The 22,193-nt window shown below is 53.0% G+C and carries 15 protein-coding genes and 1 pseudogene; 1 reads left to right on the forward strand and 15 read right to left on the reverse strand.

From position 1 onward, the window contains the following. Window positions 1-11 precede the first annotated feature (11 nt). The 11 genes from ACFFSY_RS18550 to ACFFSY_RS18600 form a co-directional block, all read right to left on the reverse strand. Window positions 12-632: a Yip1 family protein gene (locus ACFFSY_RS18550; RefSeq protein ID WP_377496746.1), complete on the reverse strand. Its 621-nt coding sequence runs from the start codon at window positions 630-632 to the stop codon at window positions 12-14. Beyond that, complete coding sequence (locus tag ACFFSY_RS18555) at window positions 622-2,082, reverse strand: NHL repeat-containing protein (RefSeq protein ID WP_377496749.1); 1,461 nt, start codon at window positions 2,080-2,082, stop codon at window positions 622-624. Before ACFFSY_RS18555 ends, ACFFSY_RS18550 begins: the two co-directional genes overlap by 11 nt. A gap of 12 nt (window positions 2,083-2,094) precedes the next feature. After that, entirely contained in the window at window positions 2,095-2,961 is an 867-nt protein-coding gene (locus ACFFSY_RS18560; RefSeq protein ID WP_377496751.1) for a carbohydrate ABC transporter permease, read from the reverse strand. 4 nt (window positions 2,962-2,965) lie between these two features. Next, window positions 2,966-3,838 (reverse strand): carbohydrate ABC transporter permease, encoded by an 873-nt coding sequence (locus tag ACFFSY_RS18565; RefSeq protein ID WP_377496861.1) that lies wholly within the window; start codon window positions 3,836-3,838, stop codon window positions 2,966-2,968. A 110-nt stretch (window positions 3,839-3,948) separates the two neighbouring features. Beyond that, a complete protein-coding gene (locus tag ACFFSY_RS18570) occupies window positions 3,949-6,876 on the reverse strand; it encodes an extracellular solute-binding protein (RefSeq protein ID WP_377496753.1) in 2,928 nt (975 codons plus the stop codon). Between the two features lie 537 nt (window positions 6,877-7,413). Beyond that, window positions 7,414-8,793: an ABC transporter substrate-binding protein gene (locus tag ACFFSY_RS18575; RefSeq protein ID WP_377496755.1), complete on the reverse strand. Its 1,380-nt coding sequence runs from the start codon at window positions 8,791-8,793 to the stop codon at window positions 7,414-7,416. A 714-nt stretch (window positions 8,794-9,507) separates the two neighbouring features. Then, complete coding sequence (locus ACFFSY_RS18580) at window positions 9,508-10,548, reverse strand: substrate-binding domain-containing protein (RefSeq protein WP_377496757.1); 1,041 nt, start codon at window positions 10,546-10,548, stop codon at window positions 9,508-9,510. Window positions 10,549-10,638: 90 nt separating this feature from the next. After that, entirely contained in the window at window positions 10,639-11,535 is an 897-nt protein-coding gene (locus ACFFSY_RS18585) for an ABC transporter ATP-binding protein (RefSeq protein WP_377496759.1), read from the reverse strand. Window positions 11,536-11,540: 5 nt separating this feature from the next. Continuing rightward, entirely contained in the window at window positions 11,541-14,408 is a 2,868-nt protein-coding gene (locus ACFFSY_RS18590; protein ID WP_377496761.1) for an ABC transporter permease, read from the reverse strand. Window positions 14,409-14,439: 31 nt separating this feature from the next. Beyond that, window positions 14,440-15,474 (reverse strand): efflux RND transporter periplasmic adaptor subunit, encoded by a 1,035-nt coding sequence (locus ACFFSY_RS18595; RefSeq protein WP_377496763.1) that lies wholly within the window; start codon window positions 15,472-15,474, stop codon window positions 14,440-14,442. Next, entirely contained in the window at window positions 15,446-16,159 is a 714-nt protein-coding gene (locus ACFFSY_RS18600) for an ABC transporter ATP-binding protein (protein WP_377496765.1), read from the reverse strand. The genes ACFFSY_RS18595 and ACFFSY_RS18600 overlap by 29 nt, the downstream gene beginning before the upstream one ends. A 430-nt stretch (window positions 16,160-16,589) precedes the next feature. Here ACFFSY_RS18600 and ACFFSY_RS18605 point away from each other — a divergent pair, with 430 nt between their 5' ends. Next, complete coding sequence (locus ACFFSY_RS18605; RefSeq protein ID WP_377496767.1) at window positions 16,590-17,726, forward strand: glycoside hydrolase family 5 protein; 1,137 nt, start codon at window positions 16,590-16,592, stop codon at window positions 17,724-17,726. 199 nt (window positions 17,727-17,925) lie between these two features. Here the strand turns inward: ACFFSY_RS18605 and ACFFSY_RS18610 are convergent. The 4 genes and pseudogenes from ACFFSY_RS18610 to ACFFSY_RS18625 all read right to left on the reverse strand — a co-directional run. Next, window positions 17,926-18,518, reverse strand: a pseudogene (locus tag ACFFSY_RS18610) (IS256 family transposase); the annotation flags it as partial. Between the two features lie 114 nt (window positions 18,519-18,632). Then, entirely contained in the window at window positions 18,633-20,456 is a 1,824-nt protein-coding gene (locus ACFFSY_RS18615) for a hypothetical protein (RefSeq protein WP_377496768.1), read from the reverse strand. A 533-nt stretch (window positions 20,457-20,989) separates the two neighbouring features. Then, window positions 20,990-21,121, reverse strand: a complete 132-nt coding sequence (locus tag ACFFSY_RS18620) for a hypothetical protein (protein ID WP_377496770.1) — start codon at window positions 21,119-21,121, stop codon at window positions 20,990-20,992. 69 nt (window positions 21,122-21,190) lie between these two features. Then, window positions 21,191-21,673, reverse strand: coding sequence for a LysE family transporter (locus tag ACFFSY_RS18625; protein WP_377496863.1), 483 nt, complete (start codon window positions 21,671-21,673; stop codon window positions 21,191-21,193). Window positions 21,674-22,193: the final 520 nt, after the last annotated feature.

Here is a 22,193-nt window from a genome sequence, read left to right on the forward strand (position 1 = left end):
TGCTGTCCCCCTTACGTTCGGAAAATGAGTTCGCGGTAGATATCATAGATGAAGTACCAGATCTGAGCGCCGAGGCTAAGCGCAAGCGTGCCCAGAAAGACGACGATCCCCATGGCGATGATGGTCAGGATCATCGTGATCACCGTCTTGGAAGCCGTATACTGGTGGACGGTCATGATGCCGGCGAACAGCAAATAGAGGAACCAAATGCCGGCGAAGCTGTTCATCAAATAATAGAAGGCCGTCTCCTCCTGTACCATGATTCGGCTGATGAACGTCATCGGGAGGTTGATCAGAATGAGCGGCAGCATCGCATAGCCGGTCGCCATGACGATTTCTTTGAATTTGCCCTCGCCTTCCATCAAGGTTGTAATCGACCAGTTCGCCACGCAGAACAGCAAGAACGGCAGCAACGTGTAGATGATGTCGTTCAGACTGTTCAAGTAACGCGGATCGTTGAAGTTGACGAGGAAGCCCGCGAACTGTCTCTGCAGGATGAGCGTCAGGATGAACACCGCGAGAATCGTCAGCGCGACTCTGACCTTGCCCTTCCGTTCATACTTCATATCCCAGAACCCGTCGAACGGGTGGACGATGACATGGAGGGGAAACTTCACGAAATCATGCTTCACGTCTCTCACTCCTTCTCACCCTGACTTTCCGTACGATCCGATAGGCAACGAATGCGAATAGAAGCACCATGAGCGCCGTCATTCCATTGCCGAACTGCTCCTGCATCACTTCGCGGCGGTATCGCTTGAAGGCCGTCGAATAATACTTGCGGTCCATGCCGAGCTTGAAATACGCCATCGCTTCCTTGTTCTTCTTCTGCATGAGCAGCGAACGGCCGATGCCCCGATAGGCGATATCAAAGTTCGAATTCATGCGGAGCACTTCTCTCCAGATGCCGACGGATCGGTCGGTATTGCCGTTGTAGTGCTCGGTTGTCGCGGCGCCCACCAGTTCGCCGAATCGTGTTGGCTTGAAGACGGCGATATTGTTCTTGCCCCGGTCGAGCACGACCAGCTGATCCGCAACCCGTTCGACCGCGACCGGCGTATTGAATACGCCAAGCTGCGTACCTCGTCCGCCGAAGGCATACAGCAGCTCTCCTTCGTCGTTGTACGCGAACAGACGGGCGCGCAGGGAATCGAGCGCGACGTACATGCCGCCGCCGAGTACCTTGATGTCCACTAATTTGGACGGACCCGCGTTGTTGCCCAGCAGCCGGTAACGGATGTCGCCTCGCGGGGGATAGTGGCCGAACCGTTTCAGCACATCTTGCCCGGACGGGTTCAGCCGCTTGATCGTTTCGGTTGAGTTGATATCGATCGTCGTCGCATAGACGAAGCCTTTGCGGTCGATGTCGACGCTGGCGAATTCCGTCGGAATGAACAGCTGCATTTGGGCCTGCTGCGCATCCGTCGCAAGCGCCCGCCACAGCCGGTCGGCCGGATTCGTCGTCACTTTGATCGTGCCGACGTAGCCCATGAACCGGCCGGTCTCGTCGAACTGCATGATGCCTTCGTACATCCCGCGCGCGACGACGAAGATTCGGCCGGCCTTGTCTGCCGTCACCTTGAGCGGCACGAATTTGAAGTCGGGCGGCAATATTTCCGATTGCGGATTGTCCACGACGCGAATCAGCTTGCCCTCGTTCGTCAGGATGACGACTCTCCCCTTATCCGTATCGGCGACGTAAATCTCCTTCCCCTCCGAGACGAAAATCCCCGATGGATTGGCGAACTTGTTCTCCGCTCCATCCAACTCGAAATGATCGATCGTCCGGAGTACCCGCCACTGCGGATCCAGGGCGATGATCCGCGCATTGCCGCTGTCCAGAATATAGATGAATCCGTCTTCCGTAACGAACATGTCATTCGGCTGATTGAAGCTGCCGACGCCAAGGCTCTGTCCGGTGACGGCTTTCTCCGGCACATAAGGCGCAGGCAGCGGCACCGATTCTTCATAATAATTGTAAGTATAGGCTTCATACGGCGTGGCGGCAGAGGCAGCCGGCGCCGCTATGGCGGCGAGCAACGAGAGGATCGCCGCCAGCACGATCGTTTTGTGTACGCTCACGGACGGTCCCCCTTAATCTTTCATGCCGGATGTCGCCATCGTCTCGATAATGCGGCTCTGCGAGAAAATGAACAGCGTTATCGGCACGCTCATTAAGATCAGCGCAACGGCTGCGCCTACGCCGGCGCGAGCGATACCGCCTTGTATAATTTGGCCAGAGGCATAATGAAGCGTCTTCAATTGCTCGCTGTAGATGAACCCGTTGCCGTCCGTCCCCCACAGCAGCTGGAACAACAGAATGACGAGCGTCAGCCAGGCCGGCTTGACGTTAGGCATGACGACTTGCCAGAAAATGCGGTATTCGCTTGCCCCGTCGATCTTGGCCGCTTCCAGCAGCGAGTCCGGCAGCTGTTCCATGAATTGCTTCATGAGATAGAGCCCCAGCGGATAAGCGAATGCCGGTACGATCACTGCCCAATACGTATCGATAAGGCCGAGCCACGACATGATCATGTAATTCGGAATCGACGTCACGGCGCCGGTGAACATGAGCGACAGCACGACCGTCTGGAACATCAGCCCCTTGCCGGGGAACACATGCTTCGCAAGCGGATATGCGGCGGCCGAAGCCAAGATGACGTGTCCGACGACGCCCATCCCGGTAATGAAGAACGTGTTGAAGATATAGCGGGAGAATGGCACCCACGATTGGCCGAGCAGCGTCATGAGATCGACGAAGTTCGTTAGCGTCGGATTGCGCACGAACAAGGTCGGCGGGAACAGGAAAATCTCATCGAGCGGCTTGAAAGCCGAGTTAATCGCATAGACGAGCGGGAGCGCCATGAAGGCGCCGACAATCGCCAGCAGGATGAATAAGGAGAAGCTCCCCATAAAGGACCGGTTGACCCGCTTCCTGCGCATCGAAAGGATGATATGCATTCGATTAGTCCCCTACCTTCCTGAGCAGTCGTTGGATCACCAGATTCGCGCCAAGCATGATAACGAACAATACGGTCGCGATCGCGGAGGCATATCCCATCTCGAAGCGGATCGTACCGAAGTCGATCAAGTGCGTGACGATCGTCTGCGCGGCGTAGTTGACGCTCGGGAATCCGGCAAGGTTGATTGATACGTCCGCGACGGCGAGCGATGTCGTGAGCTGGATGACCGCGCCGAACATCAACTGGGGTCTCATCGACGGTAGCGTAATGTACCACAGCTCCTGCCAGCGGTTCCGTATGCCGTCCACTGCTCCAGCTTCGTATAATGTCTTGTCGACGGTCTGCAGACCGGCAATGAAGGCGAGGAAGCCGGTCCCAAGCGACAGCCAGAGCTGCACGAGAATAATAATCGGCAGAATGTACTTCTCGGTCTTCAGCCACTGAATCGGCTCCAGAATCATGCCGAGCTTGATGAGCAGGCCGTTGGCAATGCCGTACCGGTCCCCGGAGAAAATGATCTGCCAGATGAAATACACGTTGCCGGAGATGGACGGCGCGTAGAAGACAAGCGTCATGAACGCGCGGAGTTTCGGTCCAAGCTCATTGATGATCCAGGCGAAGACAAAGCAGGCGATGTAGCTGACGGGTCCGGTGATCGCTGCGAAGAGGAGCGTATTCTTGATGGCCGTCAAGAACACGTCGTCTTCCAGGAACAATCTCGAATAATTCTGCCAGCCGATGAAGCGCGGGAATTCGAGCAGGTTAAAGTAAGTAAAGCCGATGAGGATGGACATGATGACGGGCAGAATCGTAAAGGCCGCGAACAAAAGCATATAGGGCGCCATCAGAATATAGGAATGCTTCTGCTTCTTCATCTCCCGCTGCTTAACAGCCCACCATGTCTGGGAACGTGTCGATTTGCCCGTTCCCGCCGGCTGCTGCTTATTGCGCTCAATCGTGATATTGGACACGTATGTCCCCCCTTTTATTCCGGAAGGCCGAATTCTTTGCGTTTGGCTTTGATCTCGTCCTGAATGAACTGGACGTAGTCGACAATCGCTTCGCGCGGTTCCGTATTGGCGTTGACCACGGTTTTATAGAATGCATTGAGCAGGTGGCGTCCCGTGAAATACCCGCCCGGAACTTCCGGAATGCCTTGGACATAGTCGAACTGGGTCTTCAAGTTCTCATACTCGGCAACCGGCCAAGGCAAGCTGTCGAGCGATTCGATGTTGGCCGTTGGATAGCGGGCAGATGCGCCGAGCAGGCCTTCCATTTCGCGCCCGAACTGCGTCTGGGTGTCCGCGGATGTCCACCATTTCATGAACGCCCAGGCGGCATCTTTGTCTGCCGCGCCATTGAGCATAATCGTGCCGCTGCCCGCGCTTGGGACAGAGCGGTCGATGGCGCCGTCCGCCTTCTTCGTTCCGGGTGCCGGCACGAAGCCCCACATGCCGCGAATCTCCGGCGCGAATACGGTGAGCAGATTATAGGTCGTATAATCGGCGATGCCGATCGGCATCTGGCCGGTACGGAACCGGTTCGCGAAGTCGAACTCGCGCTCCAGCTTGTAATCCGTGTAGAATTCCGTCCATTGCTTGAACGTCTCGATGCCGACGCGGGAATCGAGATCCGATTCCTTGCCGTCGTTTCGATAAAATTGGCCTCCGTTCTGCATAAGCAAGGCGGCGTAAATCGAGTTCGGCGGCAAGTTCTCGCCTGGATAGGTCGGGTTCAGCACGAGCGGCAGACCGAACTCCATATGGTTCTTGTTCAAGATGGCCAGCAAATTGGACACGTCGTCCCACGTTTGCGGAATCTGGAGCCCCAATTCGCTCAAAACGTCCTTGCGGTAGAACAACATATTGAACGTCTGCGTCTCCGGCAGCGCGTACACGCCGCGCTCGTACGTATACGGCACGAGGGCGCTTGGCCGAAACCGCTGCGATACCGCCTCGAAGTCGCTGAATTGCGTCAGATCCGCAGCCGCGCTCCGCATCGCGTAGTTGACCGGGATATCGTTGCCGATCTGCATCGCCACGTCGGGTCCCTGACCAGCCAGCGTCGCAGGGAGCAGCGTTTGCATTTGCACCAGCTTCAGATTGACGTTAATCCCGGTCTGAGGCGTGAACGTCTCGTCGATCATCGCCTTGAGCGTGTTCGCCTGATCGCGGCCGGAGCCGATCCAGACCGTGACGGAACGCTGATTGTCGTCTTCGGCGACATTGCCGATCGAATTGTAATCGATGAAGAACGAGTAAGCGAACGTGCTGATTTCATGCTTCAATTCCGAAATGAAGCCAAGCCCGCCGCGCGGGAATTTCTTATCCGGCGAGGCGACGTATAGCTCATCGATCTCAAGCGGCATCTCGCGGGTTCGCAGCAGCCACGTGCCAAGACCTCCCGTATTCGTCTTGTAGGAGGCGAGACGGCGCGGAATCGTGTCCGGTTCGTCGATCATCTCGTCGAGCTGCACGTACATCGTCTTCAGCAGCGCCTCGGAGTCGCTGCTTCCGCCCGATAGACGGCGAAGCTCCCGGCTGACATGCTTGAGTCTGTCGCTCTCCGCCTTGAACGTATCGAGCAAATCCGGAATCCGCACATGGACGCGATAGTCGCGGTATTGGTCAGGCGCAGTGCCGGTAATCATCAATATTTTGCGGTAGAGGCTGTTCAAGTTGAACAAACTCTCCTCGATGGATCGGATCAGCGGCGCGAAATCCCCGAGGTTATTCTCCAGCCGGATGATGTTCTTGCCTTGGTTCAGCTTGACGAGCCGCGGTTCGTCGCCGCCCAAGACATCGACTCGGTATCCGCTCTTGTATCGGAACGGCACACGCTGCGCTTCGCTGAACGGGATGACGCCATTGACGAGCAATCTGCGCGTCGAATAGATGCCCCGAACGAAATTCTGCTGCGTCTTGAAGCCCAGCTTGTAAAGTCCCGTCTCCGGCACTTCGACCTCCCATTCGATCCATTGACCCGGGACGCGCCAATTGTAGCCGCCGATCGTATTGACGCGAACCTCGGATGGGCTGTAAGGGGTAACCGCAGGGCTGGATCGTTCCGTCTGCGGGTATAGCGTCGGCGATGATTTCGCGATGGCGTCTTCGCCTTGCACCGTCACCAGGATATCGCTTGTTTCCTGAACACCTTCTTGCTGGTAAACAGCCAACGTGGCTTCATAGGAAGCCGGCTCTTGGTACTGATATAGTTTCAATTGGCGGATCACCATCGGTTCGCGCTGCGAGACAAGAGTGAGCCTGTGGCTGCCGGCTGTCAGATAAAATTGGAACGGCTGCTCGAAATAACCCTCGTAATCCTTGAACGGCGTCTCGCGCCATTCCGGCTTCTCCGATTGACGCGGCCGCAGGTCGTTGCCGCGATTGTCCCGCTGCACCTTCTCGAGCTCATTGCCCCATACGCGGTCGAACTGCAAATACGCGGTTTCTTCGAATGGCGCTTCGCCGTCGATCAGGAACGACCGCTCGATGCTCGAGCTCTTGCCTTCGATCGGATAATAGAGCATCGAGACATGATACAGTCCCGTCTCCGGCACGTCGACAACCCATTCCACCTGCCCCTTCTCTCCGGTCTTCAGCGAGACGCCGCTCTGACCCTCGAAGTTGTCGAGCTTCTCGAAGCTGTCTCCGTAGATGGCATCGTATTCAGCAGCCTCGATGACGATTTCGCGCTTCGGACGGACAGCGCTTTCATGTTTCGCCGCATAAGCCGCATAACTCCCTTTGCCCTGAATCATGGAGAATAGCTCCTCGTCCGCAGACAAATTCCCGCTTGCCGTCTTCGTCCCATCGGTTGTACCTTCCGCCGAAATTCGGCTGCCGGATAACAACAAGCTTAGCGCCAAGACGATGCTCAATGCGGTGAGCGCTGTTTTCCTAATCCCCTTCAATTCAAGCCCCCCTAATAAGCTTTCGCGACGAGTCCTTGGCGAGACGCCTTTCACACCCGAGCGGATGAATAATCCTTGTTAGGTAAACGCTTACATTACATAAAGATCGTATCACCGAACCAAACAACAGTCAATAATTCTTTATTCATTTGTTATTGTTTTGTTATTATAAAAATAGCGTTAATTTGCCGTTTGCAATCGAATCCTGTCAAAAACAATTAGGTTTTGCGCTCATGCTCTCTATCTTGGTTCGTGCATTACCTCCCTTAGCTTGGTCCGCATTAGGTTCTGTTTGCCGACAAGGTGAAACGGCTAGCCGTCTTCTGTCGGTGCAGCGCGTTTCATTCTGCGATAAGCGGATTGGTTTGCGTTCACAATCGGAAGATTGAGAATGCAGCATTCCGCCAAAAGAAATACAAGATGACTTCTATAAGTGAAACCTATCAATGCTTGTATTTTAACGACAAAAAGGGATGTGCTTCGTAACAGCGCACCCCTTCTGTTATTTACCGTCTGCTGTGCGAACGGCAATGATGGTTATTTGACTTTTTGAATCGCAGCTTCTGCGGCTGCTTTGTGCTTCTCGATCGTCGCGGACACCGATTGGTTCTGAAGAATGATTTCGTCCAAGACCGCATAGATCGGGAAATCCGGGATTCCCTCTTCGACGGCCAGACGGCCGGTGCCGTTCACGCTCTTCAGCGCCAGGTCGATGTCGGCTTGGTTCTTGAAGCGGGATTCCAGCCAATCCTGGCCCAAGTATTCTTCGGTCGGCGGTACGTCGAAGCTTTGCTCCCAGATCGAGTAGATTGTCTTGGCATCCTTCACGCCTTTGAGCATGAACCAGCCGTTCTGAGCCGTGTTCGCATACGTATGCTTGCCGTCGCTGCTCGGGCCGCTCGGGTTCGGAACGACGCCGACCTCGAAGGTCAAATCCCCGACGTTCCAGTCATAGTTGATCGACATCAGGACGTCGCCGTCTTTGAACGTGTTCGTCTCGTTATAATCCATCTTGTTGCCCGTCTTGACTTTGACGACATTCTCTACGTTGTACAGACGGTTGACGAACTCCAGCGTCTCGGCAAATTTCGGATCCGTCATCCCCATGGTCAGGTCCTCGTTCACGAACATCGCATTATTCGTCACGCCAAAGTGGCGAGCTGCGTCCACCGGCCAGCCGGAGTAACCGAATGTGTCGTTCTTGCCGTCGTTATCCGTGTCGCGCGTCGCGGCCTTGGCAAGCTCAAGGAATTTATCCCACGTCCACTGGCCGGCGTTGTACAGCTCCTGCGGATCCTGCAAGCCAAGCTTCTTCACGAGGTCGCGGTTATAGTACGTGCCGACTATCGATACGCCCGGCGTTCCGAAAGCGTACTCCGCGCCCCCCATGGCAGGCAGCTTCTGCATCAGCTTCTGCTCGTTGTTGATGTCGTCCGTAGCCGATGTGAATTCGCTGACCGGAAGGATGAGACCTTGCTTCACCAGCGGAATCGCACGCTTGAGCTCCATAATCGCGATGTCCGCGAACGGCTCGCCTGCCAGCGTCGAGGTCGTAACTTTATCCATGTATTGTTCGAACGGTACATTGACGAATTCGAATTTAAAGTTGTACTGCTTCTCCAGCTCCGCCAGCTTATCGAGGCGCGCTTTCTCGCCAGCCGTGTTGCCCGCAGGCTTCTGGTCCCACCAAGCCGCGACTTTAATCGTCCGTCCGCCGAGATCGATTGCCGCAGGCGGCTCTTCCTTGGCCGGCTCTTCCTTGACCGGCTCGTTCGTCGCTTTACCTTCGCTGCCCGCATTGTTCGCCGGCGTATTCGTCCCCGCATTGTTGCCGCCATTGTTACTGCCGCCACTGCAAGCGGTTGTTACCAACATCATTGCGATAAACAGGATTGAAAGCCCTTTCAACTTTTTCATTGTCAAGCCTCCCATTTTTGTTATCGTGTAACTTTTGGCACCGATTACAGCTTGTCGAGCTATACGTCAGCAACCAAGTCCCCCAAAGTAACCGCATGCAAGTAAGCGTTTACAAATAACAGATTTAGGTTCTCATCACCACCAAAATATTGTGCTGTTTGCAAAACAATCATAACACCGACTTTTATTGCCGTCAATTACCATCACCTTATATTTCGAGTTTTTGTTTTTCTTTTGTTATTCTTGTTTGGTTCGCAATCTGCTCTCTCCCCCTTCCCCCTCCGCCGAGGGGAACCAAAGCATATGCTTCCGAAGTGCGCTTTCCGTTGGAAAACGCTCAGACTTCGCCCTCTGTACTCCCATTTCGTGCAGGCTCGTTTGTTCGCGGTCGGCGGGTCGGCTTGAGCTGGGCACGCTTTTGTCCTCGCGGACAAAGCTTCAGTACGTGTTGAAGTCAGTCCTAAAACATAAGCCTGTCAACTATAGGCCGTGGGTGGCTTCACCCGACGCGGCCTGATTCTCGAGCACTTGGCGGGATACCGTACTGACCCTCGCTTTCGTCCGCTCCCGCGGTCACGGCTTACGTTTTATCCACAACATGAACCGTTGCATATTTTCGTAAACAAAAAAAACCGATACATCGGCTCGCCGAGTATCGATTCGTTATCATTCGTGCTTATCGTCCATTCCCCTTATGCATTTCCATATGGCGCATCACTCCGTAGCCGCGACATTGTCCCTCGTATATGCATACTGCTCGCGAATGATCGGATCGCCTTGAATTAGTTTTTTCTCGACCGCCGAGTCTTGATTTTCGATGCGCCACAGCATCTGATCGACTGCCCGCATCCCGAGCAGTCCTTTATTGACGTTAACCGTGCCGAGGATCGGATGGGTTTCGCACGTATTATCGAAGCCCGTTACGGCACAGTCGCGCGGTACGCTATAATTCCGCTTGCCAAGCTCATCGATCAGGTATTGAGCTGTCGTGTCGTTGGCGCAGACAAATACCTCGGGCAGCTCCTTCAGTTCAAGCTGAGGGAACAATTTGTACATATCGTCACCGTCCGGCCCGATAAGGAGCGGATCCTGATTTAATGCAATCCCATAGCTTTCAAGCGTCGTCCGGAAAGCCAGCCATCGCTCAAAATAGCTTTGCGCATCGGATATATTGCCGACGAACTGAAGTTTGCGATAGCCTTTGCTGACAAGCTTCGTCGTCAAATTTTGCATGCAGCTGAAATTGTCCGTGAACACCGTATCGCACGGGAACGCCGGATCGATGTGATCAACCATCACAACAGGAATATTCAGACGACCGATATCCAGCAGAATCGGCGTGGATATGGAGCCGACCGTAATGACGCCTCGAATCGCTTCCGGCTTGACGAGCGCAAATACGTGGTCGTGGGTCGGCTCGGTCAGCGTCATAATATCGATGCCCAGCTGATTAAGCCTTGCCGATATACCGTCGAATACGGGCCCCCAATAGACGGATTCCTTGTTCTGATAACGAATATTCGGGAACAGGACGACGACGGTTCCCGACCTTGTCCGGTCGACCTGCTCTTGAAGTTCGCCGGCAGCACGTCTTGGTTCGTTGTTCTTGAAGTAGCCGAGTTGTCCGGCCACCTTATATATCATTTCCCGCGTAGTCGCGCTAACGCCTGCTTTGCCTGTAAGCGCGCGTGATACCGCGAACTTCGATACGCCCGCCATGTCGGCAATTTCTTGAATCGTTACTTTCCCTCTCATATCAATCATCCAATCCGACTAATTTTCGTAGGTTCTGCCAACTCCTCTTTCCTATAATAGCAGAAAACTTGTCGAATCAAACGCTATATCTCACATTTCGCCAGGATGCTCGCGGCGCGCAGGCAGAAGCACGATTTTGTCGTCTTCCAGCCGCAGCAGCACTTTATCGGCGTTCTTCGCGCCGACCGCTTCCAAGTAATGTTCCGGCACTTGGATGCGCCCTGCACGGTCCATGACGGCATACTCGATATGCGTGTCGCCTGATTCGCCATCGCCGGCATACATTTCAACACTCTCCATTTCGTCCGCCCGGCGGATCATCTCCGACGAGGTACGGCCATCGCGGATTTCGACGACGCGCTCGACCTGCTTGGCGAGATCGAGATCGTGCGTGACGATGACGATCGTAAGCCCCAATTCGGCATTCAACCTGCGCAGCAGTTCCATCACCTGAGCCGAAGTGCGCGTATCGAGCGCGCCGGTCGGCTCATCGGCCAGCAGAAGCTTCGGGCGGTTGGCGAGCGATATCGCAATCGCGACCCGCTGCTGCTCGCCGCCGGACAGCTCCTCGAGCCGGTTATGGATGCGATGACCTAGCCCTACCGCCTCAAGCAATCCGGCGGCGCGCTCGCGCTTCTTCTTCCGGTCATGCAGGAGCATCGGAATTTCGACATTTTCCCTTGCCGTCAAATAAGGAATCAGATTCCGGGCTTTGTTCTGCCAGACGAAGCCGACCGTCTCGCGCTTGTAGCGCGACAGCTCTTGATCCGTCAGCTTCAGCATATCGATGCCGTTGATGGCAAGCCGCCCTGCCGACGGACGGTCTAATCCCCCCAGCATATTCAGAAGCGTCGACTTGCCGCTGCCGGAGTTGCCGATGATCGCCATCATCTCGCCTTGCTTCACATGCAGATTAAGTCCCTGCAGCGCCATGACTTCGATCTCGTTCGTCTTGTAAATCTTCACGAGGTTCTCGCAGGTGATCATCGCTCTTAATCCTCCCCCAACTTGACCGCTTGATAGATGTTCATCCGTTTCAGCAACCACGCGAGAAAGAGGAGCGCAGCAGCGAGCATCATGCATGTCGCGGCCGCAAGCCGGACGATGTCGATGTTATCCGAGATGACTTCGAACGGCGGCACGATGCGCCCGGGATCGAACGAGAGCTGATACAACGGTACGAAAATGCGGCATGCCGCCCAGCCGGTTGTCAGGGCGATCAGGAAACCCGCTCCCGTCGTCAGCAATTGTTCGACGATCAGCATGCCGAGAAGCTGACGGAACGATATCCCCATCGCCCGGTATATCCCGAGCTGCAGCATCCTCCCTTGCAGCGACAAGAGCCAGAAGAGCATGAATCCGATGAAGCTGATGACAAGCGACACGATGAAGCCAAGGCTCATGACGCCGTTCATCGCCATGCGGAACGGATCGAGCCGGCTCTGCGCGATTTCCCCGGTCGTATCCTCGAACTTCTCAAGCGCGATGCCCTTCTCATCGATGGCTTCAAGCAGCTGCCGGCGATCGGCGCCAAGCGCCAGCTTGATCCATACGTCGTAGGGCTCCATCGCCAGCTCGCTTTGGATCTTCTCGAGGTGGCCGATGATGAGCATCGGATTCTGAATATCCAGCGATGCCTCGATCGATGTGGGATTCGGATTGAATGTCGGAAAGTAGTCCATGATCCCGTAAACAACGAACCGCGTCGGACGCAGGCCTTCCCAGCCTGCGTCGATGACATCGCCGATCTGCGCTCCGAAATAATCGGCCGCCGTTCTCGACAGCAGCACCGCGTTCGCGTCTGGCGCGATCAAATTCAGATAATCGTAGAAGTGATGCGGCAGTAAGCCCTCTTTCATCCAGGCAGCTTCGCCGAAAGCATCGGTATCAATGCCCATTAAGCGAACCTTGCCGCTCTTGTTGCCGAGCCAGGCGTCCGATTGTTCCTTGACGAACACTCTCGCCGCCCGTTCCACGCCGGGAAGCTGCTCGATCATGGCCAGCGGCGGCTCCAAATAGTTGATGCGCGTTGACACGGCAGCCTGCTGATCAGCTCCGGCCTGACCGGGGACCGATGGCGGCGGCGCATCGTTCACCCAATGTTGGCGCAGAACGATATCGCTGCCTTTCGCATACCAGATTTGATCCTCCATGTTGCCGTTGATCGTGCGGGCCGTGTTCGCATTATAGATGCCGGTGCCGATCGTCAGCACGAGGAATACCATCAGACCGTGATAAAGCCGATTGCGCCGGCTGACTAGCAGCAGCGCGGAATAAAGCTGCGGCGCCCACCGTTTGCGGCCGATTCGATAGAGGATCGTCACAAGGAGCGGGTAGGCGCGAATGAGCAGCAGGCTTGCGCCGAGAATAAAGAGCGTGGGCACCGTGTAGAGCAGCGGGTCCGCCGAGAACGACTGTCCGTCCAGGCCGAGTTTAATCAAATCGCGCATTCGCTGCTGGTAGACATAGTAGCCGTAGAACGAGAGGCCAAGGAGCATGATGTCCAGCCCGAACGTCTGCCACGCCGGACGTTTCCCCTCGCGGGCCTTCGCACGATTTTGGTCGACGATCGAATTGCCGCTCGCGAGGAAGACCGGAATCAGGCCGACGACCCAAGAGACGACCGCGGCTCCCCCTGCGTACAGCCAGCTTTCGGCAGAAATTTGCACGGCAAGCGCGCCGCGATCCACGAAGTTTAAGAACGTGCTGGTCGAACCGAGTATCCGCGTAAACGCCGCGCCTAGAACAGGGCCTGCCGCAAGCGCGAATAGCGCGATAAGTCCGAATTCCATCGCATAGATGGACATGATATGCATTCTTGTCGCGCCGCGGCTGCGAAGCACGGCGATCTCGGACTTTTGTCGCTCGATCAACATGCCGGTTACCATATAGAGATAGAACCCGATCAGGATAAAGAGCGGCACGTTGAGCGACCACAGTAGATGGCGAAGCGTCTCTTCCCGGTCGGCATATGCGGTCATGGCGTCATTACCGGGTACCCACACCGACGAACTGACGGCAAAATTATACGTTCCGAGCATGTCGTCCGTCATGTTCGATTTGAGATCGACCATGTACTCGGCCGTATGGATGTCGAACGTCGTATAATCGACTGCCGCCAGCGCCCCGATCTTCGCGAAGACGAACGGGCCATCTTCCGCGAAGTCGCTCCTGAACAGCCCTTCCGGCAAAAACAGCGTATTGCGCTCCTGACCAAGACTTGCGCGGCTCCAATACACGTCGCTCAAATCGTTCTCCGCGATGACGGCGACAGGCTTGATGCGAATCGCTTGCCTCTCCGGCCTCGGGTCGTCAATGATATATTCCTGGCCCAGCAGCATCTTCAGCTCGACGAGCGCATTGTCCGTCACCATCACTTCATATACGCCATCAACCTGCTCCTTCTTGGGGAGGACGCCGTCTACGACACGCACCTTCTCTTCGAGTCCGGTACGGGCGGCGAATTTGGCCGAACGCTTCTCCTCCGCGTTGACGCGCGAAGGGTCGGCCGGCTTCAGCGCGAAGCGGACGGTCTCCATCATCCGCTGGTCGAGCATAAGGTTCAAGCTGCCGTCCGTAATGTTGGACGCCCAGTACGAGGCCAACCGTTGCTTAATAGCCTTCTGAACCTGGGGATCGTCATCGCGCATCGTAATGTCGATGGAGACGACGCCCGGGTGAACGCCTGTTGCCGCGTAACTTCGATCCATGTCTTGGACTAGCATATAGCGGAGCACGGCGTTCTTATAGATCGGCATGCTGGATGTGAGCGCGATACAGCAAAGCATGCCTGCGAGCAGACTGGCAGCCAGCCAGCGGTTTCGTGCCAACTTGCGGAACAACATGATGAGAACGGACATAGCCTAACGCTCCCTCGTTTCCCCACATGACTTACTGTAGAATGATTTTCATGCCTTCCTCGACGCCTTGGACAATCTCAAATTCCGTCGCGTTCTCTAGACCCGTCTCGACATCGAGCTCCTTGCGGCGTTCCCCGTCAAGCACCTGCACGAAGGTCCGTCCGAAATAAGTACGCACGCCGGCCTTCGGTACGACAATCACGTTATCCCGCCGTTCGGCGACGATCGTAATATCCGCCATCTTGCCTAGCGCTGCCTCCGGGGGCAAGCTGTCCAGCTCGATATATAATGTCCGGGCATATTCCTCACGAAGCCTGTCGTCATCCGTCTGCGGCGCAGAGGCAGGCGTTTGCGTCACTTTGCCCGCATATTGCTGACCTTGGAACTTCACTTCCGCTATCATGCCGACTTTAATGTCGGAGAGTACGGGGTTATTGGTCGTCGTCAAAGCCAGCCGCATTGCTTGCGGGTCGGCAATCGCCGCCAGCACGCGTCCCGGTTCGACCCGGTCGCCAGGCATCAAGTCGGTGAAGTAGGAGACGATCCCGTCCCCAGCCGCTGTCAGCACAGAGGCGGCAGCCTTCTCCTTCGTCTTCTCGAACAGCAGCTCTGCCAGCTGATAATCGAGCTTCGCAATCTTGATGTGTCTACCGTTTCCGCCCTTGACTGTCTCTTCCAGCGCCAGACGTTTTCGTTCATATTCCAGCTCCCGTTGAAGCAGCTCAATATCGACGCCTTCATTGTCTAATGTGATAAGCACGTCGCCTTTCTTGACGACAGTTCCTGCCCGTACGTTGACGCTGTCGATCACGCCGCCTGCTTGGAGCTGGTAATACTTCACACGGGTCGGCACGAACGTGCCCGAACCCGCGATCTGTCTTGCGATGCTGCCAAGCTTCGCGTCGACCGTCCGCGCTTCGCTCTGCGCCGGCTTGACGAGCGGAGGCGCAAGCGGAGCCTGCTCCTGCGGCAGAAGACTGCAACCGCTCGACATCGCGGCGGTTACAAGCAGCGAGACGACCACAACTAAACGACGTTTAAGCCTCCCTGCTGCTTGCCGATCCAATTCGACCATCCTCCAATGCATATACGTCGTCGACCAGTTCCATAATGTGCGGGTCGTGCGTTGTCATCACGATGGCGATCCCCTCCAACCTGACTAGCTCACGGAAAACCTGCATCACTTGCTTCCCCATTCTGGAATCCAACTCTGCCGTCGGTTCGTCAGCCAGAATCAGCCTTGGCTTATGGGCGATCGCGCGCGCAATAGCCGTCCGCTGCTGCTCGCCGCCCGAGAGCTCTGCAGGCATATGATGCATGCGGCTGGCCAATCCGACGAACGCGAGCGCCTGTTCCGCCAGCTTCTTCCGCTCCGTCGCCGGAATGCCGGCGATGCGAAGACCGAAATCGACGTTCTCGTAGGCTGTCATATAAGGGACGAGCGCAAAGGATTGGAAGATTAGACCGATCTCGCGTTTACGCATCTCGTTCTTCTGCCGATCGGTCATCTTACCGCCGTCCCTGCCGCTATAAAATATGGCGCCTTCCGTTGGAGAATCAAGCGCAGCCATCATATTCAGCAGCGTCGTCTTACCTGATCCAGATCGTCCCTTCAACGCAATCAACCGGCCTTGGCTGACGCTTAGCGTTGCGCCCTTTAGGGCAACTACCGCGGCGTTTCCCTTGCCGAACACCCGTGTGACGCCGCGAGCTTCCAGCAGCGGCGCTCCGGTATTCCCCGTCCCGTTCATCTCCTCACTCCCATTGTTCGATTGTGGTGATGATTGGCTTTCGTGCGCCATAACTTATGGATGCGCTTACATTTATATCATAACAAATAACGAATCGAGCGCAATGTTTTTTTGAACGATAACCAATTTGTTATTTTTCTTCATGAAGAAAAAGTGAGTTCCTCCACCCTTGGCAGCTGGTTCGATACTCGGATGCTCATTGAATAGGCCAGAATATCGGGCGCTTATCCATTTAGGACCATCATCTTAAGCAGGCAAATAATCACCTAACATCGCCAAACACATTTTGATAATTTTCGCTCACCAAGAAAGCAAAACATACTGCACCAAGAGGATAAAGATCAATCGCGTCGAATAACATTAAAAATGAAAGGGTTTACATTCTTGCCGTTATAGACACTACCTTGTGACCGTTAAGGAGATGGCGATTATGAACACGCGAACTTCCGTTCTTGCCTTGCTCTTGTTCCCCCTGCTTCTCGCATCCTGTACGTCGAGCACGACCTCGCTGGACGACACGACACCCGATCCATTCCGGCAAGCTGAGCGGCTAGGTAAAGGCGTTAATTTGGGCAATGCACTAGAAGCTCCCCGTGAAGGCGAGTGGGGAATCACCTTGCAGGAAGCGTATTTCGGGCTCATTGCAGACGGCGGATTCGATACGGTTCGCGTTCCGATCAAATGGTCTGCCCATGCGTCTACAGAACCTCCCTACACGATCGACGAGACGTTCGCGAAGCGCGTGGATTGGGTCCTCGATCAAGCCGAATCCCAAGGATTGAATGCGGTGATCAACATGCACCATTACGATGAGATTTTTGAGGCGCCGGACGAACACAAAGAGCGATTTTTGCGCATTTGGGAACAGTTGGCGCAGCGGTATAAAGACCGGCCGCTCTCTGTTTACTTCGAGCCGCTCAACGAGCCGCACGGCAAACTGACCGCAGCGGCTTGGAACGATCTTCTGACTGAAGCGATCCAGACGATCAGAGGCGTAGATAACCGGCATACCCTCATCATCGGAACTTCCGAATGGGGCGGCATTGGCGGCTTGCACGGATTGAACGTGCCGGAAGAAGAGAAGAATGCGATTGTAACGTTCCACTACTATGAGCCTTTCCTATTCACCCATCAAGGCGCGGAATGGAACGGCGCGGAAACAAGCACGACGGGCTTGACTTGGCCTGGTCCGCCGTCAACCGAGGTGCAAGCCGCTGAAGCTGCCGATCAAGTGCCTTGGGTCCATCGATGGTTTGAAGACTATAACAACCAGCCATCCGAATCCAATCCGGCCAGCCAAGAGCAAGTGATTCGCGATCTCGACCAAGCTGCGGCGTGGGGCAAAGAACACAACCGCCCTCTCTGGTTAGGCGAATTCGGCGCCTATTCCAAGGCCGACATGGAATCGCGCACCCGCTGGACAACGTTCATTCGAAGCGAAGCGGAGAAACGGAGCATCTCATGGGCGTATTGGGAATTCGGGGCCGGATTCGGGGTGTATAACCGGGAACGCGCTCAGTGGAACCAGGAACTGCATCAGGCGCTTATCGGAAGCAGCGGCGAATAAGCCGCGGGACAGCTTTACACCTATCGTTCATTTCGCACACGAAAAGGCGGCCGATGATTGCTCATTAGCCGCCTTTTTTCTGCGTATTCGCCGTGGGTCTGTAAAGCTATTTGCGTAACCCCCATGAAGCAAAATATTAACGCATATATTAACCAATTCGGTCGGGGAAAAAGACGGAGAGCTGGAGGAGCATTTGTCCCTTGTTGCCGTCAAGATCGATGCCAATGACCATGTAGGCCACATTGTTCACAATGGCGCCGTCTTGCTTCACTTTGTAGTGAATGGTGACCATGAAGACGACCGCGTAAATGCCCTGCAGCGGCCGATTCTGCCATTCTTTAATGAGGGGACAATCTTGTTCGTCACGTTCGAGATCATCGTTGGCGAGACGTCAATGCCGTACAGTTGGTTCAGGTGGTCCTGGATATCCCGTGTGCTGACACCTTTGGCGTACATGGCGATGATCTGGTCCTCAATGCCGGTTACGGTGGACTGATGCTTCTTCACGATGACAGGCTCGAACTCGCCGTTACGGTCTCGTGGCACGCTAATCTCGACGTCTCCGTACTCGCTCGTTACGGTCTTCTTACTCTTGCCGTTACGGCTGTTAGACGTCGTTTTGCTCTTCACGTCGTGCTTCTCGTAGCCCATCTCCGTGTCCAATTCCGCCTCCAGCATCGATTGCAGCGTCTCTGCAAACAGCTCTTTCCGTGAGGATTGCACATCGTCCATCGTCTTGAGGTTATTCTCCTTCACAAACGCCTTCACTTGTTCCTTACTGAATCTCGCCATTGGTGCCATCCTCTCAAACCCTTTCTCTCATTGTAATCTAAATTCGGCTTGAGAGTTTACACAGTGCCTATCGGTTAGCCTAGTGCAGCCCCATCGATTGCAAAGCGTTTCACGCTAATTTTTATTTTCATCCTTCTTTTCCGCTTTTTTGGGGAAATTTTCATTTCCATTCTGTTTATCAGCCTTCCAAAATTCATTGATCAGTTGTATCAATTCTGTTAAAGCTTGATCAGCATTATTATTGGAATTGAAAATATCCCCTTTCTCTTCAGACCAATTAAGAAATTTTCCACCGATTTTTAACATATGGTTCGGTAGTTGTATACCATGCTTCTGAAGGTATTTATGGTCACCCATATCCTCATACTCATCTTCATCTTCATCTTCATCCTTATTCTTCTCCTTTTTTTTCATATTCACATGTGGCCAATCTACCTCATAGTTATCGGCCATATCGAGCAATAATTGTTGGATCTCGTCAACGTCGATATCCTCCGGTTGGAGCATGGGAATCAATATTTCAGGTATTGCGGATAAAATATCACTATAGGCGGCCTTATTTTCGTCTTTAGTTGAAATACGTGTCTTTAGTTCATCGAGTTTCTTATTTAGGAATGACTTTACCTCCTTTACCAGTTGTTCCTTTTGCTCTGGGCTCGGCTTTCCCTCAATCTTCTCCTTAATTACGTTACTCCATCCCCTTAGGCTCTCTTGATAAGAATTGATAAGCGAATTCTCATAGCCATCGCCGGGCCACAAGTTTTTAACGTTACTATTCAATTTACTTAGCACTTTTTTTAATACGAATTCTAAATCTTTTGTTATTTTTGATGACGGAATCTCGGGTATATTTTTCAACTGATTTTGTAGTTTAGCATTATCCTTTATTTTTAGTTGTTCTACTAATTGAGTTTTTTTATCTTGCAGTTCTTTTTCTATACCCATTTCGATGTATAGTTGATGAAAGTGTTTATACAGTACCTCAACCGTTCCACCTTGTGAAAGTATATGGTTTGCAACATTTTGCACAGCCCCCTTAATAGTATGCCATGCAATAATATGACGTCTATGTAGTCCATCTCTCATTCCAGAGATGGAGACATCTTTTTCGAAAGCAGGACGGCCGGTTATCGATATGCTCTCGTCAGTCACTTCAACGTCAAGGGTTCCGCTTCCAGTCGACTTTCCACTTTTATTAGAGCCACGATACACAAACAAGTCTCTAACCCATCTAAGGGCCATCATTATATCTGGATCCTTATATCTCTTTTCCTCGGTGCTTAAATCCTTTTCATCCTTCTGAAAAGCATTTTCCAACGCATCATCAATAAAATTTTTTAGAAGCGTTTTCTTATCAGCTGGATAATTTTCATCAAAGAAGAATTTTTTCATTTCTTCTCCAACTGAAGTGTTATTATCAATTTTTTCGGGTTTCGTATTAAGTATACTCGCACCTGAATACTTTCCTTGACTCTGTTCTTGATTCTCTTTACCTTTTAATGAAAGACTTCTATTTGTACGACCTCTTTTTGCTTCCCAATTAAACGGAATATCATTAAGTATTGGGAGCATTATTGTATTAAACTTTTCAATTTCAGGATCTACCTCCTCTTGTTTTTCCATGGCTTCGTTTTCTTCAACCTCTTGTTTTCCTTGGGATCCTATTTGTTTCACGTCTGAATTATCTGTCTCTAAGTTATTATTGATATCTCGCTTCTTCTTCACCATTTGTAGGATGGCTTGGTTTCCAATGACAGGCTGAAGAGACTGCAGCGTATTAGGTAAAAAATTAGTAGCGTGTTTATTTGACACAAACGATGTATTCGATATTTTGGAAGAATTCGCAAGTTCGTGATGAAATGTCGAATGTGGCTCTTTTTTAGGCATCTGATCATTAAACAATGTTGCATCCTCTCCAATCTCCAGCATCTTTCTCAACCATGGGTGCCCTTCCTATTAATATTAATTTCGAGTTTTGCATGTCGATTTACGTCATACTTTACATATTATAGAAATAACCATCGTAAGACGAGTGACATAGTTCCTAGGTGGATATATGCACCGTTCTCGGTAACGCCTGACCGTACTCCCTTTCGATTGCTGGAGACAGGTAAATGGTTAGGGACTGAAAGGGAAGATGAGTCTCAAGTTTTAGGCCAACACAAAAAGCAACTTAGCTTTGGACAACCAAAGCCAAGTTGCTTTTACGAACGATCTACGGGTGGTGTTTACATGGACATTCTTTATCTGTATAACGTACAAATACGAATTTCGGCGATTAGGACTAAACTCTCATCCGGCACCCACACTTCGACTCAAATACGCCCAAAACTCCGGTTCCATATCGGTGTATCGTTCGGATGGAGCGGTGGCTTGGGATTCCTATGGCTCATCGTAAATGCTACCCCATGTCCTTAATAGCCGTATATCCGAAGCAGATACCATATGCATGACCTCCAATTACGCTGGCTTTAACCAAACCAATGAAAATAAGCGCCGATAAGCGAGAGGACCAGCAGCGGAATCGATAGCACGGATAGCCATAAAAATAGATAGTAGTAGCAGTCTTGATCCCCGTGGCGCTTCCCTTTTGTCCCCATCACAACTACCGCCCTCCTATCACTCCCAAATTCATCATGGGATTTTGCCTAGTCACTGCTGATTTGCTTAAATTACATGATTAGACCGCTCATGGAAAAGGCTATCGCAGCGATCCCAAATACGATCAGGAGGGCACCGGAAATCCGATTGGCCCATCTCAACGCAAGCAAGGAAACGTGGGATCGAAAATAATCCGCAATCGTGGACAATAACATCCACCATAACAAGGAGCCGATAAATACGCCGATGACTAGAAGCAACGATGAAAGCTCGTTATGAGGCGCGCGTACGCTCGATAACGATGAAATAGCCATGGATTGCGATAAAGTCAGCAGGACGACTGAAAGATAAGGAATAAAGAGCGTGCTATTCCCGCGCCTAATTGCACGGAACATCCCCAACTTGACCAGACCAAGCAATAGAAATATCGCTCCGCTCAACAGTTGAAGCCAGCCCATGCGATCCATCAAAAATTTAGAGGTTAACGTCAAACCAAAGACGGCAATGAAGCCATAAAGCGCATCCACCGTCGCGGCTCCTAGTCCGGAGACTATACCGTACTATCTTCCCTTCACCAAGGATCGGCTGATGCAAAGAACGGCCGTCGATACGACCGGTACCGCAACAAAGATTCCCCAAACAATCCCGCTTACAAGAAAGGGAAGTAACACATGTCCGCAACCTCCTCTGACAGCTTACGCTTCTATCAGGAAAAACTAAGACAAGGCAATGTTTTCAACGACATACTCGCATTCGCAGCTCAGGCACGGCGACATGAACGTTGAATGATGATCTCCTCCCCACATGCTGGATTGACTTATACATTAAATGTAAATATCCGCAAATAAGCACAAAGGCACTCCGACGGAATAACCGTTCGGAATGCCCTGTTTGCATTTGATTTATAGATACATCTAATGTCAAAGTCTAGATCGATTATGGCACCCTTATTGTTAAATGTCAACAAATGTGGATGACGATTACAAGCCCGCTATGATTATCATTATGGAGTTAACGCACCATGGCTGGCCGTCTAATCGCGAATGCGCCTATGAAGATGAGATATATCTTTTA

The organism is Paenibacillus aurantiacus (assembly GCF_042431225.1).
Lineage (GTDB): Bacteria > Bacillota > Bacilli > Paenibacillales > Paenibacillaceae > Paenibacillus_Z > Paenibacillus_Z aurantiacus.

Coding starts and splice junctions, on each gene's coding strand:
- ACFFSY_RS18560 (WP_377496751.1), bottom strand. CDS start 2,961: ATGCATATCATCCTTTCGATGCGCAGGAAGCGGGTCAACCGGTCCTTT.
- ACFFSY_RS18565 (WP_377496861.1), bottom strand. CDS start 3,838: ATGAAGAAGCAGAAGCATTCCTATATTCTGATGGCGCCCTATATGCTT.
- ACFFSY_RS18575 (WP_377496755.1), bottom strand. CDS start 8,793: ATGAAAAAGTTGAAAGGGCTTTCAATCCTGTTTATCGCAATGATGTTG.
- ACFFSY_RS18580 (WP_377496757.1), bottom strand. CDS start 10,548: ATGAGAGGGAAAGTAACGATTCAAGAAATTGCCGACATGGCGGGCGTA.
- ACFFSY_RS18585 (WP_377496759.1), bottom strand. CDS start 11,535: ATGATCACCTGCGAGAACCTCGTGAAGATTTACAAGACGAACGAGATC.
- ACFFSY_RS18590 (WP_377496761.1), bottom strand. CDS start 14,408: ATGTCCGTTCTCATCATGTTGTTCCGCAAGTTGGCACGAAACCGCTGG.
- ACFFSY_RS18600 (WP_377496765.1), bottom strand. CDS start 16,159: ATGAACGGGACGGGGAATACCGGAGCGCCGCTGCTGGAAGCTCGCGGC.
- ACFFSY_RS18605 (WP_377496767.1), top strand. CDS start 16,590: ATGAACACGCGAACTTCCGTTCTTGCCTTGCTCTTGTTCCCCCTGCTT.